Raw genomic sequence first — 21255 nt, 5'->3', positions numbered from 1 at the left:
CAAAACGCTTTTTGTGCAAAACTACAACAAAAATAAAACGAAAATCTTACAGAAATATTAAGATTCGAGGAAAAAGTTGACATTGCAAAAAGGAACTTTATAATAAAAGATGTTTTTTAGCGTTAAGGTAAATTACCTTTTTTATGAATGCGAAAAATAAGAGTAGCATGATACAAATGAAGGATAAGAGAGGATGAATATGGAAAAAATGAATCAGGAGAGCGATGCGTTAAAGGCACCGTTCTACAAAAAACGTTGGTTTTTGATTGCAGCAGCGGTTGTTGCGGCTCTGCTTGTCATTTACCTTGGATTTGCAATTTATTTTCAGAGTCATTTTTGTTTTGGCACAACCATCAATGGGGTAAAAGCAGGCGGAAAGAATGCAGCCAAAGTAGAAAAGATGATTTCCAATGAGGTGGACGGTTATACGCTTACGTTAAAGGAAAGAGACGACAAGACAGAAACCATTGAAGGTGAGGCAGTTTCCCTTGCACCGGATTTCGGCGGCGAGGTAGAGAAGCTTCTGAAAAAACAGAATGGTTTTGCATGGGTTGCAAAGATGTTCCAGAAACCGGTTTACACGTTGGAGACAATGTTAACCTATGATGAAGATGCATTGACAGATGTAGTTGAAAAACTTTCCTGTATGCAGAAAGAGAACCAGACAGAACCGGAAAATGCTTATGTTGACGATTACAATGCAAAAGACGGATTTGCGGTTGTTCCTGCAAAACAGGGTACTGTGATTGAAAAAGAAAAACTGATGAATGCAGTGGAGGATGCAATTGTAAACCTTGCGTCAGAACTGGATTTAGATGAGGCAGATTGTTACGAGAAACCAAGTCTGGATGAGAACGATAAAGACTTTAAAAAGTTAGTAGAAACCTTAAACGATTACGCTGGTGTTACGATTACTTATGATGTCGGTGACAAGAGTGAGGTATTAGATGGCTCTACCATCAGCAAATGGTTATCCATCAGCAACGACATGAAAGTGTCTGTGGATGAGGATGCAGTCGCAGCTTATGTGTCAGACCTTGCAAGCAAGTATAATACCTGCTATTCCGCAGAAACACTTGCAACCTCTTATGGTCAGACTGTTACAATTTCAAAGAGTACATACGGATGGAAAATTGATAACGATGGTGAAGCAGCCCAGATTTTAGAGGACTTAAAGGGCAAGAAGGCAGTGGAGCGTGAGCCGGTTTACAAACAGAAGGCAAACAGCCACGGAGCAAACGATTACGGTGATTCCTATGTGGAAATCAACCTGACTGCCCAGCATTTATTCCTTTACAAAAACGGACAGCTTATTATAGACACAGATTTTGTATCCGGAAGCCTGGCAGGTGGAAATGCTTCCCCGACCGGCGCTTATGGAATTACTTACACAGAGCGTAATGCAACACTTAAGGGAAGAAATGCAAATGGTTCCAGCTATGCAACACCGGTTAGCTATTGGATGCCGTTTGCCGGAAATGTTGGTATGCACGATGCAACCTGGAGAAGTGATTTTGGTGGTACCATTTACAAACGAAGCGGTTCCCATGGATGTATCAACTTACCTGCAAGTGCAGCAAAGACAATCTTTGAAAATGTGGCAGCAGGATATCCGGTATTGGTATACGAATTGCCGGGTACAGAGAGTGAGAAAGGGCTTGCAATGGATGCAGCTTACGAGGTAACCAAAACAATCGATGCGATAGGAACGGTAACACTTGACAGTGGAAACGCAATCTCGGCAGCTAGACAGCAGTATGATGCACTGACCGACCAGGGAAAAGGATACGTGAAAAACTATGATGTTTTAACAGCGGCAGAGACTTCCTATTCCCAGCAGCAGGCGGCACAGCAGGCAGCAGCAAACCAGGCGGCAGCAGATGCAGCAGCAGCTCAGCAGGCAGCAGCAGATGCGGCAAAAGCACAGAGTGAGGCACAGACAGCCATCAATGCCATCAGTGCGATTGGAACAGTAACTGCGGATGATGCATGCAAAGCGAGAATTGATGCGGCAAGAAGTGCATACAATTCGTTGTCATCAAGTGCGCAGGGATATGTTACAAATTTAAGTACTTTAACAGATGCAGAGGCACAGTACAACAATCTTATAAATTCAGCAAACAGCTAATGAGAATAAAAAAGATGCAGGACTTTTTGAGTCCTGCATCTTTTTCTATGCGGATATCTAGTAACCTTTTTCATAGCACATGCAAAATTTTTTGCATCCATGGCATCTACATTAACGTCCTACCTCTAATATTTTAACATCCCAGGCTTTTAACGTGAACCTGTCTCCGGTGGAGATTCGACTTTCCGTGAAAAGATCCGTCGCATTTTCAAATTCATAGGTAATTTCCTGATTTTCCCAGGAATAGTTAAAGTAAAAGAGCACTTCATTTCCAGCGTCATTTTTTCCGCGTTTTAAGATAACTGGAAAAGCATATTGCGTTACGATGGCATCTTTTACATACGGAATCAATACTTTTTCTAACAGATCCGCGTCAAAATAGCATCCAAGGTAGAGGGAAGAACCCTTGCCGTATTCGTTTTTCGTGATGGCAGCATACTCTTTCCAGGCAGGATGGCGATAAGTTGCAACCGGAGCCGCTGTGTCACAGGTTACAAGCTCCATCCATTCTTTTACGCAAGAATCCATGTCAGAAGTATTTTTTTCGCCGGCAAAAGAAGATGCATCGGCGGCATCTTCTTCGGAGACGAAAGAGAGTCCGACGTGCTCCGGGTAAGTGAACTGGTCATAGTGAATTCCCAGACATTTGTTTAAAATATGAGGCTGCATGTCGTGACGGATTTTCAAATGCTCATCCGAAAAGCCGCTCTTAAAGGTTGTGACAAGGTGTCCTCCCTGCGCAACGTAATCATCTAAGGTATGCAAAAGGGTATCGGTTGCGCTGTAAAGAGCAGGAACGATAAGACAATTGTAGTTAGAATAAGAAGCTTCTTTGGAAGAAACCATATCAAACTCAATGTTGTTTCGATACAGACAGTCACAAAGCCAGCGTAAAACCGTGTTATAACTGTATGAGCCAGTTGTTTGCAGCGGAAAAGCACTAAGCCCGGTCAAGGATTCATTGTCAACTAAGACGGCAATGGAATTGGTCTTCTTTAAATTCTTGATTTTGTCCCCAATTTTTTGGAATTCGTGTCCAATTTGGGTGACATCCCGGTAAGTTGCATTTTCGGAAAAGTCATGGGAGAGAACACCCTTCCAGTAGCTTTCGATTGCGTTGTGAAGAGAGTGCCAATGCCAGTACATCACGCTGTTTGCGCCGTTTGCGATATGGCTGTAAGCCTGCTGGCGCAGCTGCCCCGGATAGGCAAGCCATTCGGTATTTCCCTGTGCCTGTGTCTCTAAAATGAGATAATTGTCTTTTTTTAAGCTTCTTGCAATATTTCCACAGACCGTAATCTCAGCACCGGTCAAATGTTCCTGGGATGGATGGTAGATATCAGCACCGGCGACTGTCATGCATTTTACAGAGTCATACTGGTTGACCTCAGGTTGTAAGCCATAGGAGAAATCATGCCATTCAAAGTCAAAATTATGTGTGATGAACTGGTCAGGACGTTTTTTTGCATTGACAATATCTGCCTGCCACTGGAAAAAGTTTGTGACAAGACCGCGTCTGAACTTTTCAAATTCAGTCCAGAGGCTCTGGTTGATGGTACCGCGGACATCGGGAAAGTCTTCCCAGCGGTTGATGCGGTTGCTCCAGTAGTCAAGACCGAATTCCCGGTTGAATTCATCGATGTCCGGGAACTGCGTTTTTAAAGACTCCACAAACATCTTTTGCACCCGTTCCCCGGCAGTTCCATAGTGCTTGGTTTCGTTGTCTAGCTGGAATCCAATCACATTCGGATAAGGAACGACAAAGTCCAGCAGCTTTTCAATCATGCGCTTCGCATATTTTAGATAGGTCGGGTTGGTGATGTCCATGTTCTGGCGGTGCCCGTAAAGCTCCTGTCCGTTTTTGGTTACAGCAAGCATGGTAGCATCTTTTTTTACCAGCCAGGTCGGAATCGCGTAGGTTGGCGTTCCGACAATCACATTTAAGTGATGCTTTGCCGCAGTTTCTATCATCTGTTTTAACTTGGAAAAATCAAATTCTCCTTCTTTTGGTTCCCAGGTGCTCCAGGTGGATTCCGCGATTCGGATGACGTTCATGCCGGCGCGTTCCATCATTTCCATGTCCTGTTCCACACGTTCGTATGGCAGGTATTCTGCGTAGTAAGCAGCACCAAATAGCAAATGCTCTACATTCATTTTATTTCCTCCCAATAGGTTATTGCAATGCCCGCTACATTCCAGCGGGAATTCTGTTTTATACGACTTGCACAAAGATATGCGCAAACGATTGCACATAAAAACCAGGATATTACGAAAAAAGAAAGCACATAAAAGTGTTTTTGTGTGCGAGTCTGAACAAATTATAGCGCAGTCCTGGAAAAATTTATATTGGTAAAATGTGACAAAAACAAAGAAAAACAAGAGAAGGCATTGATTTTTAAGGAGATTTGAGAAATAATAGAGATAAAATGCGCAACATGATAAATTTGGTGCGCAAAAGGAACATACGAAAGGGGAAAGAGTATGGAAAAGGAAAACAAGAACATTACCATTGCAGACGTTGCAGATGCACTGGGTGTTTCAAAAACAACGGTTTCCCGTGCAATTTCGGGAAAAGGAAGAATCGGAAAAGAGACAAGAGAGAGAGTCCTTGCATATATTGAAAAATATGATTATAAGCCAAATGTTATTGCAAAAGGCTTAGCACAGTCCAAGACATATAACATCTGTGTTGTGATGCCGGGAGAATACGATGTTGTGGACTTAACCTTTTTCCAGGAATGTCTTTTTGGAATCCAGGAAATTGCCGGCATCATGGAATATGATATCTTACTTTCGATTTGTAAAAACAATGATATTTCGTCGCTGGAGCGTATCATTTCCAACCACAAGGTAGACGGTGTCATTTTGATGAGAACTTTTGTAGAGGATGCACAGATTGAGTATTTGTCTACGAAAGAGATTCCGTTTGTCACCATCGGCAGCAGCAACTATCCGGGGGTTGTGCAGATTGACCACAATCATAAAAGTGCCTGTCGTGAACTGACGTCTTATATTTTGATGAAGCAGTTGAAAAAGGTTGCACTGATTGGCGGCGATGAGAGGCATGTCGTAACACAGAGCCGTTTAAGGGGATTTCGCGAAGCCTACCAGAAGATGGGATTGACACCGGATGAAAATCTTCTTTATTTGAATCTGGAGAATAGTGTGCTTGTGGATAAGATGGTAGAAGAAATTTTAGAAAAAAAGGTGGATTGCATTCTTTGCATGGATGATGCAATCTGCAGCCGTGTGTTAAAGAAACTTCGGATGGAGCACAAGGAGGTACCAAGGGACGTGAAGGTTGCTTCCTTCTATAACAGTACGGTTTTAGAGAACAATGTGCCATCCATTACCTCACTGAAATTCGATGCAAAGGAGCTTGGGATGGTAACCTGCCGTACGCTTTTGGATTTGATTGACGGATTGGAAGTAAAACAAAGAACATTGCTTCCATATGAGGTGGTTTTAAAGGAATCGACCAAGTAAAACGTGCAATTTTGCTCAAAGAGAGAAGTAAGCGCAACAAATGAAAAAGAACACAGACACAGATTTTAAAAAATCAGGTAAAATCAACTGAACAACCGATTGCGCAAATGCAGTGATAAAGATATGCCAAATGGAATAAACAACATTCTGTTTGGCATATTTGCTAAAAAACGAAAAAATAAATTATAAATTGTGCATATTGACACAAAAACATGGGATGCCTATACTAAATATACGGAACAACCGATTGCGCAACACTGCAAAATGAACCGGTTAAATGAGACAAAAAAGGATCGATTAAGATGGGGAAAAAGAAAAAAGAAACGATGGAACTTCGTTTTTATGAGGTACCACAGAATGAATATGTATTAGCATTATTAGGAGACAGCTGGATTCGTGATTATGGACACGATGAGACCAATCTTCATTTTCATAACCTGATGGAAATTGGATATTGCAGGAATGGACGGGGACAGCTTGTTTTAGATGAGGATGTCAGAGAATATGAACCGGCGATGGTAAGTATCATTCCTTCCAATTTTCCACATATTACAATCAGCAACCAGGGCGCAGAACAAAGTTTCTGGGAATACCTTTTCTTTGATCCGATGCAGATTTTAGAAGAGATGTATCCGGAAGATCCGCTATACAGACATGAACTTTTAGAGCGAATCAACAAAAAGGCTTCCTTCCTATATGAGTGGGAAAATCGGAATCTTGCATTGCTCGTAAAAATGATTATGGAAGAGGTACGGTCTAAGAAACCCCACTATGCGGAAAAGGTAAAGGGGCTTGCAATCGCTCTTGTCACAGAGATTTTAAGAAGAAATGAAGCTGATTCAAAAGTAAAAGAGGTTCGAAAGAAAAACGGTGTTAGCCAGATTGCAGAGGCACTTGACTTTGTGAAGAATGAATATGCACAAAATATCAAGATTGCAGACCTTGCAGACGCCTGCCACATGAGTGAGACGCATTTTCGACGCGTTTTTGAGGCATATATGAACATGTCACCGATGGATTACATCAACCTGATTCGGATTCAGAATGCGTGTGACCTTATGAAAAAATCAAATGATTCCATGGATGTTGTGGCACAGAAGGTCGGATTTTCCACAACATCCACGTTTAACCGTAACTTTAAGAAGTTCCTGGATACCTCGCCATACCAGTGGAAGATTAAACCGGAGAACTATGAACGAAAATTACTCAATTTTAAGATATCTGCCCTAAAAGGTTGGTAAAAATTTAACAAAATCCGTCAGATTGACGGAAAAATAAGCGCATAAAAGACCAAAACAATATAAAATGGTTGAATATGCGCTTTTTTTAATGGAATATAACAACACAAGACACATACTATTCGTTATAATAAACATATAATCAATCGAGAGAGATAATAAAATGTACAAACTACACAAGTACAAAAGTCACATCTCAAAAGATTGATTGTGAAAACTAATCATTGTTTGGGAGGAAACAAATATGAAGAGAAAAGTAATTTCACTCATGCTGATTTCAGCAATGGCAGTATCAATGGTTGCAGGATGTGGTTCCAGTTCGGATTCCAGCAGCTCTGCAGGCAACAGTGCATCGGGGGATAGCACACAGACTGCCGAAGTAACAGGAAGTGGCGATGGTGAACACACCTTAACCGTATCCGCATGGGACAAGAACTTCAACATTCCAGCTCTTGAAGCTGCAGCAGCAGATTACAAGAAGAATGTTGACCCGGATTTCGAATTGAAAATCAATGAAGTATCCCAGTCATCTGATATTGAAGATGCACTTACATTAGCAGGTTCTGCCGGAGATTACAGCAACCTGACAGATATCATCTTATTCCAGGATCACTACTTCAAACAGTATGTAACAAACTATCCAGACGCTTTTGTTTCTGTGGATGATGCAGATGTTGACTGGTCCGACTTCGGAGAAGAAAAACTTTCTTACTCTACAATCGATGGAACACATTATGGTTTACCGGTAGATAACGGAACTGTTATCTTCGCATACAGAACAGATATCTTAGAGGAGTGTGGATATACACTTGATGATGTAACAGGAATTACCTGGGACAGATTCATTGAAATCGGTAAAGATGTCTTTGATAAGACAGGAAAATACTTACTTTCCATGGATGGAGACGGAAACGATTTACCTTACATGATGCTTCAGGCAGAAGGTGTTTCCCAGTTCAAAGATGGCAAAGCAAACATCGTAGATAACGAAACTATGGTTCAGATTATCGATGTTATCGAGAGAATGATTGAGAACAATGTATTATACTTAGCAAATGACTGGTCCGATTATACAGATCAGACAATCGTTGGTGATATGGTTGCAGGTGTTATGAATGGTAACTGGATTATTCCTACCATCGAACAGGTTTCTGAGAACAGTGGTAAATGGGAAATTACTTCTATGCCTACATTAGGTGGTGAAGAAGGATACGCTTCCAACGGTGGATCTTCCCTTTACATTACAAGCAACTGCAAGAACCAGGATTTAGCAAAGAAATTCTTAGCTTACACATTTGGTGGAAGTACAGAAACATATGACGCAGCTCTTAAAAATGGTGGTGTTATCACAACATGTATCTCCGCTGGTCAGTCTGACGTATACAACGAAGGTGTTGAATACTTCAATAACCAGGCTATCTACGCTAAGATTGTAGAAATGGGCTCTCATGTAAAAGTTGTAGAACAGAGCGATTATCACTACACATGCCGTGAAAAAGTTGCAGCAGCAATCATTCAGATTAAAGACGGTACAGATGAAAAGACAGCATTACAGGATGCACAGGATCAGTTAGATTTTGAAATGCAGCAGTAAGATTAATTAAGAAACTAAGCGACGGGGAGCCGGCAAGACTGACTCCCCGTTTGCTACAAAAAGGAGGACTGGTTCAACGATGAAGAAGAAGAGAACAGTAACAGCAAAGCAACATGCGGCCGGATGGGCCTTTTTGACACCAGCCACATTATTAATCGTAATCATGAGTTTTTACCCGATTATTCAGGCTTTTATTACATCACTCAAAACAGGTTCAAGCGCAAATATGACTTGGACAAATCCACTCACATACAATTATACACGAATGTTCCAGGATAACTTATTTATGACATCTGTCAAGAATACGTTCCTGTATCTCATTATAGAGGTGCCAATCATGCTTGTATTAGCAATTCTTCTGGCACAGATTTTAAATAACAAGGATTTGAAATTCAAAGGATTTTTCCGTACCTGTGTATTCTTACCATGTGCGACATCCTTAGTATCCTATTCTTTGATTTTTAAATCGTTGTTTGCTACAAACGGATTGATGAATACCATCCTTGTAAAACTTGGTATCCTTGAAACAAACTTTAACTTTTTAGGAACTGCATCCACAGCAAAAGCAATTATCATTATTGCCTTGATTTGGAGATGGACCGGATACAACATGGTATTCTTCCTTGCAGGACTTCAGAATATTGAATATTCCGTTTACGAAGCAGCCAAGATAGATGGTGCAAGCGGATGGAAAACATTCTGGAAAATTACAGTACCATTATTAAGACCGACAATCGTTATGACCGTTATCATGTCAATCAACGGTACCTTACAGTTGTTCGACGAATCTGTAAACTTAACAAAAGGTGGACCGGCGAATGCAACCATTACAATGTCCCATTACATTTACAATAACTCCTTTGGTAATGGTGTTGCAAACTTTGGATATTCATCCGCAATGTCCTTCTTTGTATTCATTTTAGTTGCAATTCTTGCAATGATTAATATGAAAGTAGGTGACAAACGTGACTAAGAAAAAACGTGGTGGATCTTCAATCCAGAAAAGATTAATTCCTTCTTATATTTTCCTTATCATTGTGTCCTTTATTTCCGTATTCCCATTGTACTGGATGATTACAGCAGCTACAAACGATACGGTAGATGTGGCAAGAGGAAAGATTGTGTTTGGAACACAGGCAGTGCAGAACTTCCAGAAGCTGATTCAGCAGCAGGACCTTGCAAAAGGGCTGGGTAACTCGTTTTTATATTCTACCGTTCAGACATTGGTAGCATTATTAATCTGTTCTCTCGCAGGATATGGATTTGAGTTGTATCATGACAAACAAAAAGACCGTGTATTTTCCATCTTATTGCTTGCAATGATGGTACCACAGGTTGCGACAATGATTCCATTGTTCAAGATGATGTCATCCATGAAATTGTTAAATACTGTATGGGCATTCATTTTACCAACGATTTCAACACCGTTCTTAATCATGATGTTCAGACAGAATTCGAGAAACTTCCCAGTTGATGTCATTGAGGCAGCCAGAATCGATGGACTGAGTGAGTTTAAGATTTTCTTTCAAATGTATCTGCCAATTCAGAAATCAACATATGCAGCAGCCGGCGTTATCACATTCATGAACTCCTGGAATGCATACTTATGGCCAAAGGTAGTTATGAACGATAACAGAGCGCAGACAATGCCAATGTTGATTGCCAACCTTGCAGCAGGATACACAGTTGATTATGGTGTACTTATGATGGGCGTTTTATTCTGTTCCATCCCAACGATGATTATCTTCTTCGTATTACAGAAACAGTTCGCAGAAGGTATCACCGGTGCAGTAAAATAAAATCTCTACAATTGGTTTACATAATGTAAATCATAGCTTCGAAAAAATAGCTTAAAAAGCGTGGAAGAACAATAGGATCCGGTGCCTTTCCCACTTATGGGAGGGACACCGGATAGTTATAAACGGAGGTAGCGTATGCAAAAATTTGATACATCTAAAATTAAGGATCCAACTTTTTTCTCTGACAACAGATTAAAGGCACATTCCGATCACATTGCTTATGCCTCTTGGGAGGAAGCAGAGCGTGCAAAAGAAGACAAAGCTTTTGCAGGAGGTGCTGCAGGAAGCAGCTTTCGCATTTCGCTGGATGGAGTATGGAAATTCCATTATGCAAAAAATTTAGACCAGGTCATTCCTGGTTTTGAGTCCACAGAATACATTTGTAAGAGCTGGGATGACATCCGTGTTCCGGCACATATCCAGATGGAAGGATACGATGTCCCGCAGTATGCGAATGTGCAGTATCCATGGGATGGAAGAGAGGAAATCTGGACGGATGAGATTCCAACCGAATTTAATCCAACCGCTTGTTATGTGAAATATTTCACATTGCCGGAAAACTTTTCTAATCAGAAAGTATTTGTATCGTTCCAGGGTGTGGAGAGCGGAATTGCACTTTTCTTAAATGGTCATTATGTTGGATACAGTGAAGATACGTTTACACCGTCGGAGTTTGAACTGACACCATACCTTGTAGAAGGCGAAAATAAACTTGCTGCAATGGTCTTTAAATGGACGTCTAGCAGCTGGTGCGAAGATCAGGATTTCTTCCGTTTCTCCGGAATTTTTAGAAGCGTTTACCTCTACACGGTTCCAAAGGTGCACTTGTATGATGTCAAGGTAGAGCCGGAAGTAACAGAGTCGTTAGATGCCGCTAATTTGAAAGTCGGGTTAATCAGTACCGCAAAAGGAAAGGCAAAGTTTACATTACTGGATGGAGAAAACCAGGTCATGGAGGAGGAAAGGGAACTTGACCTTGAGAATAGCTTTTCTTTTGCAATTGCAAGTCCAAAGCTTTGGAGTGCTGAGATTCCTTATTTATATGAGTTAAAAATTGAAGTGTCCGACGAGGCAGGGATTTTGCAGGAAGTGACATCCATGCATGTTGGATTCCGCCGCTTTGAAATGAAAGACGGCATTATGTTAATCAATGGAAAACGTATTGTCTTTAAGGGTGTCAACCGCCATGAATTCAGCTCTGTGACAGGACGTGCTGTTTCAAGAAAAGAACTGATTTTGGATATTGAGACTATGAAACGTAATAACATCAATGCCATTCGTACCTGTCATTATCCAGATGATTCTGCAATCTATCAGTTGTGTGATGAGTATGGATTGTATCTGATTGCGGAAAATAACCTGGAATCCCACGGTTCCTGGGACCCGGTACTTCGTGGAGAAGCGGATAATACGACCGTAGTTCCGGGAGATAACATGGAATGGCTTGGAATGATGCTTGACCGCGTCAACTCCTGCTACCAGAGAGATAAAAACCATCCATCCATTTTAATCTGGTCCTGCGGAAATGAATCATTTGGTGGAAAAGTTCTTTTGGAAATGTCAAAAGAGTTCCATAAATTAGATGCAAACCGTCTGGTTCACTACGAAGGTGTATTCAACGACCGTCGTTATGATGAAACCAGTGACATGGAAAGCCAGATGTATCCGTCTGTGGAGCGCATCAAAAAGTATCTGGCAGAGAACAAAGAAAAACCGTTTATCTGCTGTGAATATACACACGCAATGGGAAATTCCTGTGGTGCCATGCACAAATACACAGATTTGACAGATACAGAGCCACGTTATCAGGGTGGATTTATCTGGGATTACATTGATCAGTCTATTTACAAAAAAGACCGTTATGGAAAAGAATTTCAGGCATACGGTGGTGATTTCGGCGAGCGCCCAACGGATTATAATTTCAGCGGAAACGGAATCTGTTATGGTGGTGAGCGGAAAGAATCACCAAAAATGCAGGAAGTAAAATACAACTACCAGAACATTTCCGTAGAGATTACGGAGGATACAATTACAGTTGTAAATAAGAATCTTTTCTTAAATACCGACACCTATCGCTGCATCGCAATCTTGGAGCGTGAAGGTCATGAGATTCAAAGAAAAGAATTGGCGGTTTCTGTAAATCCGCTTGAGACAAAGACATTTGAGATGCCATTTGAGGTTAAAAAGGACGCAGAGTACAGTGTGACCGTTTCTTTTGTGACAAAAGAGGATACACGCTGGGCAAAAGCTGGTCATGAAGTGGCATTTGGTCAGAAAGTATTTGAGAAACTTCCGGTATTGGAGGGCGAGAAGAAACCGTTTACCGTCATCCATGGAAAATTAAATATTGGTGTAAAAGGCGAGAATTTTGATGTCCTTTTCTCAAAGTTAAATGGTGGATTAGTATCTTACCGTTATGCAGGAAAAGAAATGATAGAAAAGATTCCAATGCCAAACTTCTGGAGAGCACCAATTGATAACGATATGGGAAGCAGCGCACCGGCACGTTATGCACAGTGGAAGATTGCAAGTTTGTATGCAACACACAAGAGTGTAGATTCTTTTAAAGAAGTTCCAATTGGTGTGAAAGAGGAAGAAGACAAGGTGACAGTAACGTTTACGTATTATCTGCCAACCACACCTTCTAGTGAATGTGAAGTTGCCTACACAGTATATGGTGATGGAACGATTGCGACAACACTTCGTTATGATCCGGTCAAGGAGTTAGGAGACATGCCAGAGTTTGGTATGATGCTAAAATTAAATGCAGATTATAACCAGGTAGAATGGTATGGACTTGGTGAATCAGAGACTTATGCAGACCGCAAGCACGGCGCAAAATTAGGAATCTATGCAAACCGTGTGGAAGATAATATGGCAAAATATCTCGTGCCGCAGGAATGTGGAAATAAAGAGGAGGTCCGCTGGGCAAAAGTGACGGACCGAAAGGGAAGAGGATTACTTTTTACCGGAGATGCAATGTGCTTTTCCGCACTTCCGTACACACCGCATGAGATGGAAAATGCAATGCATGACTATGAGCTGCCTCAGGTTCACTACACCGTAATCCGTGTTGCAAAAGCGCAGATGGGTGTTGGCGGTGACGATAGCTGGGGAGCTTTGGTTCACCCGGAATATCACATTGACGTAACGAAAAAATTAGAGTTTACCTTTACGTTTAAGGGAATTTAATAAGACAGGAAAGAGTGAAAAGGGGTTCATCCGGTGCTGGGTGAGCCCCTTTTGTGGTTTGGAAAATTCATTTGCTGGAAGAATTACGTGACAACATGTGGTAGTATGTGTAATATACTTCTCATAATTTGATAAAAATTTCGGAAATTTTCGTAAAATGAAAAAATATAGCCAAAAACCCTTTACCAAAAATATTTTATGTGTTACAATTTGCACATAATGTAACAGAAGGGATGGGGTTTACTTATGAAAAGTAGGGCAAAAGCACTATTAATGGCGCTATGTCTATTATTGACAAGCATACTGCCGACTTTTATGGAGGCAGTGACAGTGAAGGCAGACGAGGCACTCACTTTACGACTACATTATCACCGTGAAGATGGAGATTATGATGGCTGGGATGCCTGGCTGTGGGAAGAAGGGAAAGACGGAGGTGCCTATGACTTCGAAGAGGAAGATGGAGAGATGGTTGCGACCAAGGAGCTTACACCGGGAACAACATCGGTAGGATTTATCATTCGAACGAAGGACTGGGCGAAAGATGTGGATGAAGATCAGTTTATTGACATCTCGGAGATGGTGTCTGGTGCCGTAGATATTTATGTGGAATCCGGGGTTGAGGGTTACACAAAAGAGTACGGGGAAGACGCTGTTGTCGGAACGAAGGTAAAGAAAGCCCGTTACGACGGAGAGGGAAGTGTGGAAGTCACAATGACTGGTGAGATAGAGGGCGATACAGACTCCGCATTTTCCGTAAAAGGTCTGGAAGGAACTGTTGCAATCGATTCGGTTGAAGCAGAAAAAGACAATACTTACCAGGTCAAACTGGCAGAACCGTTAGAGGATGCCAAAAGCTATACTATAACATTTGAAGGAAATGAGTACAAAATTATTATGCCAAACATTTATTCAACAGATGCATTTGAGGAAAAATACACCTATACCGGTGATGACCTTGGTGCAACATGGACAAAGGAAAAAACAACATTTCGTGTATGGGCGCCAACTGCAGATGCAGTAAAAGTAAACCTATACGAATCAGGTACACCGGATACGGATGACCTGGTAGAACAGATTACCATGGAACAGGATGTAAATGGAACCTGGGTAGCCAGCAAAGAGGGAGATTTAAACGGCGTTTACTATACCTATCTTGTAACGGTAAACGGAGCAGAGAATGAAGCTTGTGATCCATATGCAAGAACTACAGGTGTAAATGGAAAACGCGCCATGGTCATTGACTTATCTTCCACCAATCCAGAAGGATGGGATGAGGATACAGACCCACATGCAGGTAACAATATTACCGATGATGTCATTTATGAATTACATATCAGGGACCTTGCAATGGATGAGAACTCTGGAATCAAGAATGCTGGTAAGTTCTTAGGTTTGACAGAGACCGGTACCACGACACCAAACGGAACTCCTACCGGAATTGACCATATCAAAGATTTGGGAATTACACATATTCATTTGCTTCCGGTTTACGATTACGCATCCGTAGACGAGACTGCGTTAGACAAACCACAGTTCAACTGGGGTTATGATCCGGAGAATTACAATGTACCAGAAGGTTCTTATTCTACGGACCCATATCATGGTGAAGTAAGAGTAAAAGAGATGAAGCAGATGGTAAAATCTCTTCATGATAATGACCTTAGTGTTATCATGGACGTTGTTTACAATCATGTATACAATGCAGGAACTTTTAATTTCAACCTGATTGTTCCAGATTATTTTTCACGTGTGGATGAGAATGGTACTTATTCTAATGGTTCCGGTTGTGGAAATGATACTGCATCTGAGCGCTCCATGGTTCGTAAGTACATCGTGGATTCTGTATGCTACTGGGCAGACGAGTATCATATTGATGGATTCCGTTTTGACTTAGTTGGTCTTTTGGATACAGATACGATTAATGAGATTGTAGAAGAAGTTCACAAAGATCATCCAAATGTCATTTTCTATGGCGAAGGCTGGGAGCTTGACACCACGACAACAAAGGACTGTACACTTGCAACACAGAAGAATTCCGAAGAGACACCGGATTTTGCATACTTTAGCGATACCATCCGTGATCTTTTAAAAGGACATGTGTTTGATACTTCTACCATCGGATATGTATCTGGTGAGACAGGGGATGAGGAAGAAGTAGAGAAGTGTTTCATGGGAGCATCTGATTGGTGCAAATCACCGACACAGACCATCAACTACATTTCCTGCCATGATAATATGACTTTGATTGATCGAATCACAAGATCAACAACAGGAACCAGCAGAGAAGACAGAGTGAAGATGAACAACCTTGCAGCAGCAATTTATCTGACAGCCGAGGGAACACCTTTGATGCAGGCAGGGGAAGAATTCTTAAGAACGAAGAAAAATGCTTCTGGTGGATTCGAGGAGAACAGTTATGCATCTTCCGATTCTGTAAACAGCTTAAAATGGGCAACCCTTGAGGAAGAGGAATACCAGAATGTATATCAGTACTACAAGGGACTGATTGCGTTCCGTAAAGATCATCCGGTGCTTCGTTTAACAGATGCAAAAGATGTTGCGGCTCATGTTACTCCGGTAGAGGGGCTTGATGCAAATGTTACCGCGTTTGCTACTACAGGTGGTGTGAATGGAGAAACAGCAGACAATATGTATGTGATTTTCAATCCAAACCAGGAGGAGACAAAAGTAACGCTTCCAGATGGAACATGGTCTGTTTACATCAACGGTGAAAAAGCAGGAACCGAGAGCCTTGGGGAGGTTTCCGGTGAAGCAACCGTAGATCCAATTTCTGCACTTGTTTTAATCAAATCCGGTGATGGGACTGTAAAAGTTTCTTCCACAGGAAAGAAAGGTTTTGGAAAAGTTTTAGCAGGCGTAGGTGCTGCAGTAGCAGGTGGAGCAGTAGCAGGCATTGTGATTGCAAAGAAACGCAAGAAGAAATAATGGATAGAACTTGTTATAAAAATAAGTCGATTGAATTTATTGGAGAAATAAAGCAATCAAACTTGTAAGAGAAGGTATTGGTTATTATGGGGAATGTTATAAGGAATCCGGTTATTAAGTTGGGAAGGGATTGCTTATACGAGATATCTGCAACTACATTTGTAGATGCATAGTAAAAACGATATATTCAGATAAAGAAGCCCGGGCGAGGCGTGTCAGAAAATTGGGGTCTGACGCACCCGCCCGGGCTTTTGAAATAAAGGAATTCCCATTTTTTATTTCTGTGGTTGGGGTTCTTTTTTTGCATATATCTAGTGAAATTAACTTTAGGTGTTTTTGAAGATTTCCCGGAATTTTCACTCCACTGGTGCAGCAGCATTAGGTGTTTTTTAGCTATTTTTGAAAAATCTACTCCAATTATTCTTTTGAATGGAGTAGAAAATTCACAAACTCCAGAAAAACACCTAATGCTATCGAGTCAATGGAGTAGAAAATGAAGAAAACCCCAGAAAACACCTAAGGCCACCAAGCCAATGGAGTAGAAAATTCACAAAATCAAAAAAAACACCTAAGGCCACCAAGCCAATGGAGTAGAAAATTTACAAAATCCTTAAAAACACCTAAAGCCATCGAAACAATCTAATTGTCCAGGTTAGAAACAGAGGGGCATAAATCCAGCCCCAACCAGCTTTGAAAATAAAAACACTTTCTCCGACACAAAACCAGCCCAACCAACTCTACAAATACTTCCATCAACCCAAATTCAGTCCAACCATCTCTTAAACACTTTCACCGACACTTATTCAGACACAGAGCCCCCGCCAACACCAGCTCCGGTTGCGCCAGAGGCGATATCTGTACCAGCGCCGGCATCTGTGGCAGCATCTGTTTCGACCTCTGCGGAAATCTGAGCCTCGATTTGTTGAAGCTCACTCATAGACATTCCAACACTGGATAAATCAACAGAGACACTAGAGCAATCCACGTGACTTTCGTGGCGGTATTCCATCGTGTCTTGTAAATATTTCATATCTGCTTCACTTAATTCATTGCGTTCCACCTTCCGATGCATCTGGCGTTTTCCTGAAATCTCCTGTTTTTGCTTTTTCTCTTTTTGAATCTGTTGCAGTTCTTCAGCTGCAATCTTTTCTTTTAGATTCTGTTCTTTCTGGTGAACGCGCCGTTTGACTTCGGATTTTTGCTGTTGTTCCTTTGAAGCTTTTTCACGGCTGTATTTTCGTTGTAATGCCTCTTCTTGTTTTAAATTGGCTACCTTCGTCTGTGCGCATTTTACCATTTTCTTTGCGTGTGCAAGTGCAACCTCCACTTCAGAGTCATCGTATTCCCCGGTTCCAAGGCAGCGTTTCAGACTGCTCACCGTATTTTTGGCCTTGACGAGAGCAGTAGAAGCTGTCCGTGATTTTGTGGCACGCAAAATCTGTGCAGAGAGTGACTTTGCATTGTAGTGTAACATTTTCTTGGCTTTCGACTTCCCTGTGCGAAAGGAACCGGTTTCTTTTGTGCTGGTATTTCCTGTATTAAGGGTTCCACCAGAAAGTCCGGTCTGTGTGCTGCTCACATAATTGTTTATGGTTAGGTTCATCCTTGATTCCTCCATGCTTTTTGTGACTATGAAAATCAGAAAACAATATTCCTGTCTATGTTATCGGCGATTTGTAAAAAAATATTGACATCCGGGAAAATATTAGAAATGTAAAATATGTAATTTTGTTGCAAAATGTAAAAACTATGTTGCACTGTCCGGCAAAAGGATTGCAAAGAAAAAATCGTTTGTTATAATAAAATTAAGCAGAAAAACATGGACAGAAAAAAGGAAAAACATGTTGCATATCAGGATTTTAGAAAAAAGAATCAGAAAGGTGAGAGAGCGAAAATGATACAGGAAAAAATTTTAGAATTAACAGAATATGGACTTGTAACAGGCTTAATCGAAAAAGAGGATGAACTTTTTACCAGAAACCGTCTGTTAGAGCTTTTTGAATTAGATGAATTAGAAGACGAAGTGGTAGAGGCGTATGCAAAAAGAGAGCCAATGACGCAGGAGAGTGCCCAGGCAGCGTTAGAAGGTATTTTGGCAGAGATGATGGATTATGCGTATGAGCATGGCATCATGAAGGAGAACAGCATCGTTTACCGTGACTTGTTTGACACCAAGATTATGAGTCTTTTAATGCCGAGACCAAGCGAAGTAAGAGGAAAATTCAAAAGTTTATATGAAAACGAATCTCCACAGGCTGCAACAGATTATTTTTACAAATTAAGCTGTGATTCAAACTACATCCGTAGAGACAGAATCAAAAAAGACCAGAAGTGGACAGCAGAGACAGAATTTGGAACACTCGATATCACCATCAACCTTTCCAAGCCGGAAAAAGATCCAAAGGCAATTGCTGCAGCAAAACATGCAAAACAGAGTGGATATCCAAAATGCTTATTATGTAAAGAAAACGAAGGTTATGCAGGACGTGTCAACCATCCGGCAAGACAGAATCATAGAATTATTCCGGTAACCATCAACAACAGCGACTGGTTTTTTCAGTATTCTCCTTATGTATACTACAACGAGCACTGTATCGTGTTCAATGCAAAGCATACACCGATGAAAATTGAGCGTGCTACCTTTGGAAAATTATTAGACTTTGTGACACAGTTCCCACATTATTTTGTAGGTTCTAATGCAGACCTTCCTATCGTAGGAGGTTCTATCTTAAGTCACGACCATTTCCAGGGCGGTCACTATGAATTTGCAATGGCAAAAGCGCCAATTGAAAAAGAAATCAGCTTTGAAGGATTTTCCGATGTAAAAGCAGGAATCGTAAAATGGCCAATGTCTGTCATTCGTATTCGTGCAAAAGAAAAAGAACGTCTGATTGAACTTGCAGATAAAATCTTACTTGCATGGAGAGGTTATACCGATGAAGAAGCGTATATTTATGCAGAAACAGACGGTGAACCACATAACACCATCACACCAATCGCAAGAAGACGTGGAGAAGATTTCGAGTTAGATTTGGTACTTCGTAACAACATCACCACAGAGGAACATCCACTTGGTGTTTATCATCCACATGCAAAACTGCATCATATTAAAAAAGAAAACATCGGTCTGATTGAGGTTATGGGACTCGCTGTTTTACCGGCACGTTTAAAGGGTGAAATGGCAGCATTAGAGCAGGCAATCCTTGCCGGAAGCGATATCCGCAAAGATGAAGTCTTAGAAAAACATGCAGACTGGGTAGATGAATTTTTACCAAAATATGAGAATGTGACAGCAGAAAATGTACATGAAATCATTCAAAAAGAAATCGGTCTGGTGTTCAATGAAGTATTAAAGGATGCCGGTGTTTACAAATGTGATGAAGCAGGAAGAAAAGCATTCATGCGTTTTGTGGAAAGCATCTAATAAGAAAATAATCGGTAATGTGTGGCTGAAAAGCCAGACAGATAACGAAGTTAACAGCACATAGGATTTGGAAAAATCGGGTGTAAAGAGGTTTTGGATTTCGAGAAGGAACCTTTTTACACCCGATTCCTTTATAAAAATCTTTACAATCTGCGCGCCTTATTGTAAAGTGAATAAAGATACATTCGATGTGAAAAACAACATCGACAGATGGAAAAGAGGAAATAACTATGATATCAAAGAAAATTCAGCAGGCATTAAAAGGAAGTTCTGTTATCCGTGCCATGTTTGTAGAAGGAAAAGAATTAGCAGATAAAATCGGGGCAGAGAATGTGTATGATTACTCTTTGGGGAATCCGGCAACACCGGCACCGGAAGCGTTCAATCAGGCAATCTGTGACCTTTTAAAAGAGGAAGATCCGGTGACTTTACACGGTTACATGTCAAACTCCGGTTTCCCGGAAGTAAGAGAGGCAATTGCAAAGAATTTAAACAAACGTTTTGGAACAAACTTTGATTTTCATAATATTGTCATGACAGTAGGAGCTGCAGGCGGCCTAAATATCATCTTTAAGACGATTTTAGACCCGGAAGATGAAGTGATTGTCTTTGCTCCATATTTTGGTGAATATAGAAGTTACGCGGCAAATTTTGATGCAAAAGTGGTAGAGGTTGCGCCGGACTTTCAGACATTCCAGCCAAACTTGGAAGAGTTTGCAGCGAAAATTAACAAAAAAACAAAAGCCGTGATTGTCAATACCCCAAACAATCCGACCGGTGTCATTTATCACGAAGATACCATGCGAAAAATGGGTGAGATTTTGACAGCAAAAGAAAAAGAACTTGGAAAAGAAATCTATCTGATTTCCGACGAACCATACCGAGAACTTGTCTACGATGGCAATAAGGAAGATTTCTTAACCAAATATTATCACAATACGATTGTCGGATACTCCTTTAGCAAGTCTTTATCCCTTCCGGGAGAGCGTATCGGTTACGTTGTAGTTCCAGACGAAGTGACAGATGCCAAGACAGTTTTAGACGGAATTGAAGTGTCAAACCGTACCCTTGGATTTGTCAATGCACCGGGTCTGATGCAAAAGGCCGTTGCAAGATGCCTAGACGAGAAGACAAACCTTGCATTTTACGATGAAAACCGTATCGCCTTATATGAGGGATTACAAAAATTAGGATTTACCTGTATCAAACCAGAGGGCGCCTTTTACATGTGGGTAAAAGCTCCATGTGACGAGGAAGAATTTGTCAATGCCGGAAAGAAATACAATATCATGATGGTAAAAGGAAGTGCGTTTGCATGTCCTGGTTATGTCAGACTTGCTTACTGCGTTTCCCATGAGACGGTTCAAAATTCCATGGCAGCATTTGAAAAATTAGCAAAAGAATATCACTTGATTTAAGTTTCAAAAATATCGTATAAAAATACATTT

Annotated in this window: 12 protein-coding genes; 10 read left to right on the top strand and 2 right to left on the bottom strand. The window is 41.0% G+C overall.

Annotated elements, in window-relative coordinates:
- Window positions 1-199: 199 nt before the first annotated feature.
- Window positions 200-2128, top strand: coding sequence for a L,D-transpeptidase family protein (locus tag BIV16_RS08795; protein WP_075681801.1), 1929 nt, complete (start codon window positions 200-202; stop codon window positions 2126-2128).
- 111 nt (window positions 2129-2239) lie between these two features.
- Here BIV16_RS08795 and BIV16_RS08790 read toward each other — a convergent pair whose 3' ends face one another.
- A complete protein-coding gene (locus tag BIV16_RS08790; RefSeq protein ID WP_075681799.1) occupies window positions 2240-4282 on the bottom strand; it encodes a beta-galactosidase in 2043 nt (680 codons plus the stop codon).
- A gap of 327 nt (window positions 4283-4609) precedes the next feature.
- Here BIV16_RS08790 and BIV16_RS08785 point away from each other — a divergent pair, with 327 nt between their 5' ends.
- The 7 genes from BIV16_RS08785 (at window position 4610) to pulA (ending at window position 16383) form a co-directional block, all read left to right on the top strand.
- Complete coding sequence (locus tag BIV16_RS08785) at window positions 4610-5614, top strand: LacI family DNA-binding transcriptional regulator (protein WP_075681797.1); 1005 nt, start codon at window positions 4610-4612, stop codon at window positions 5612-5614.
- Window positions 5615-5916: 302 nt separating this feature from the next.
- A complete protein-coding gene (locus tag BIV16_RS08780; protein ID WP_075681795.1) occupies window positions 5917-6855 on the top strand; it encodes an AraC family transcriptional regulator in 939 nt (312 codons plus the stop codon).
- 241 nt (window positions 6856-7096) lie between these two features.
- Complete coding sequence (locus BIV16_RS08775) at window positions 7097-8446, top strand: ABC transporter substrate-binding protein (RefSeq protein WP_075681793.1); 1350 nt, start codon at window positions 7097-7099, stop codon at window positions 8444-8446.
- Window positions 8447-8525: 79 nt separating this feature from the next.
- Window positions 8526-9419, top strand: coding sequence for a carbohydrate ABC transporter permease (locus BIV16_RS08770; RefSeq protein ID WP_075681791.1), 894 nt, complete (start codon window positions 8526-8528; stop codon window positions 9417-9419).
- Entirely contained in the window at window positions 9412-10245 is an 834-nt protein-coding gene (locus BIV16_RS08765) for a carbohydrate ABC transporter permease (RefSeq protein ID WP_242940411.1), read from the top strand. The genes BIV16_RS08770 and BIV16_RS08765 overlap by 8 nt, the downstream gene beginning before the upstream one ends.
- A 135-nt stretch (window positions 10246-10380) precedes the next feature.
- Window positions 10381-13437, top strand: a complete 3057-nt coding sequence (locus tag BIV16_RS08760) for a glycoside hydrolase family 2 TIM barrel-domain containing protein (RefSeq protein WP_075681789.1) — start codon at window positions 10381-10383, stop codon at window positions 13435-13437.
- Window positions 13438-13683: 246 nt separating this feature from the next.
- Complete coding sequence (pulA, locus tag BIV16_RS08755) at window positions 13684-16383, top strand: type I pullulanase (protein ID WP_075681787.1); 2700 nt, start codon at window positions 13684-13686, stop codon at window positions 16381-16383.
- 799 nt (window positions 16384-17182) lie between these two features.
- On the opposite strand, the gene BIV16_RS08750 is transcribed toward pulA, so the two are convergent.
- On the bottom strand, window positions 17183-17986 hold the full coding sequence (locus tag BIV16_RS08750; RefSeq protein ID WP_075681785.1) for a hypothetical protein: 804 nt from the start codon (window positions 17984-17986) through the stop codon (window positions 17183-17185).
- 291 nt (window positions 17987-18277) lie between these two features.
- Here BIV16_RS08750 and galT point away from each other — a divergent pair, with 291 nt between their 5' ends.
- A complete protein-coding gene (galT, locus tag BIV16_RS08745; RefSeq protein ID WP_075681875.1) occupies window positions 18278-19807 on the top strand; it encodes a UDP-glucose--hexose-1-phosphate uridylyltransferase in 1530 nt (509 codons plus the stop codon).
- Between the two features lie 230 nt (window positions 19808-20037).
- Window positions 20038-21225, top strand: coding sequence for a pyridoxal phosphate-dependent aminotransferase (locus BIV16_RS08740; RefSeq protein WP_075681783.1), 1188 nt, complete (start codon window positions 20038-20040; stop codon window positions 21223-21225).
- Window positions 21226-21255 lie beyond the last annotated feature (30 nt).

This window comes from Roseburia sp. 831b (genome assembly GCF_001940165.2).
Taxonomy (GTDB): Bacteria; Bacillota; Clostridia; order Lachnospirales; family Lachnospiraceae; genus Roseburia.
Note: the sequence above shows the minus strand (reverse complement) of the source record. Positions and strands in the feature narration are given on the sequence as shown.

Coding starts and splice junctions, on each gene's coding strand:
- BIV16_RS08785 (WP_075681797.1), top strand. CDS start 4,610: ATGGAAAAGGAAAACAAGAACATTACCATTGCAGACGTTGCAGATGCA.
- BIV16_RS08760 (WP_075681789.1), top strand. CDS start 10,381: ATGCAAAAATTTGATACATCTAAAATTAAGGATCCAACTTTTTTCTCT.
- BIV16_RS08775 (WP_075681793.1), top strand. CDS start 7,097: ATGAAGAGAAAAGTAATTTCACTCATGCTGATTTCAGCAATGGCAGTA.
- BIV16_RS08750 (WP_075681785.1), bottom strand. CDS start 17,986: ATGAACCTAACCATAAACAATTATGTGAGCAGCACACAGACCGGACTT.
- BIV16_RS08790 (WP_075681799.1), bottom strand. CDS start 4,282: ATGAATGTAGAGCATTTGCTATTTGGTGCTGCTTACTACGCAGAATAC.
- BIV16_RS08740 (WP_075681783.1), top strand. CDS start 20,038: ATGATATCAAAGAAAATTCAGCAGGCATTAAAAGGAAGTTCTGTTATC.
- galT (WP_075681875.1), top strand. CDS start 18,278: ATGATACAGGAAAAAATTTTAGAATTAACAGAATATGGACTTGTAACA.
- BIV16_RS08780 (WP_075681795.1), top strand. CDS start 5,917: ATGGGGAAAAAGAAAAAAGAAACGATGGAACTTCGTTTTTATGAGGTA.
- pulA (WP_075681787.1), top strand. CDS start 13,684: ATGAAAAGTAGGGCAAAAGCACTATTAATGGCGCTATGTCTATTATTG.
- BIV16_RS08770 (WP_075681791.1), top strand. CDS start 8,526: ATGAAGAAGAAGAGAACAGTAACAGCAAAGCAACATGCGGCCGGATGG.
- BIV16_RS08795 (WP_075681801.1), top strand. CDS start 200: ATGGAAAAAATGAATCAGGAGAGCGATGCGTTAAAGGCACCGTTCTAC.